We start from the raw sequence: 321 nt of genomic DNA on the forward strand, positions 1-321 counted from the left end.
GACGTTGATAGGTTGGGTGTGTAAGCGCTGTGAGGCGTTGAGCTAACCAATACTAATTGCCCGTGAGGCTTGACCATATAACACCCAAGCCATCTGCACAGCAGTGGCGGTGTGTGAAGACGATTGAACCGAAAGCTGTAGAACAGACGAACATTTTGCGCATCACACACAGAATTTGCCGAAACGCTGAAAGGCGGGTCGGCTACCGAATTTCTTGACGACCATAGAGCATTGGAACCACCTGATCCCATCCCGAACTCAGCAGTGAAACGATGCATCGCCGATGGTAGTGTGGAGCTTCTCCATGTGAGAGTAGGTCAT

General features: G+C 50.8%; 2 rRNA genes. Both read left to right on the forward strand.

Features of this window, described 5'->3' with window-relative positions:
* A 23S ribosomal RNA gene (locus ACYP2A_RS20435) occupies window positions 1–77 on the forward strand; the annotation flags it as partial.
* Between the two features lie 136 nt (window positions 78–213).
* Window positions 214–321: ribosomal RNA gene (gene rrf / locus ACYP2A_RS20440) — 5S ribosomal RNA — on the forward strand; the annotation flags it as partial.

It is taken from the genome of Pseudomonas sp. 3A(2025) (assembly GCF_054589175.1).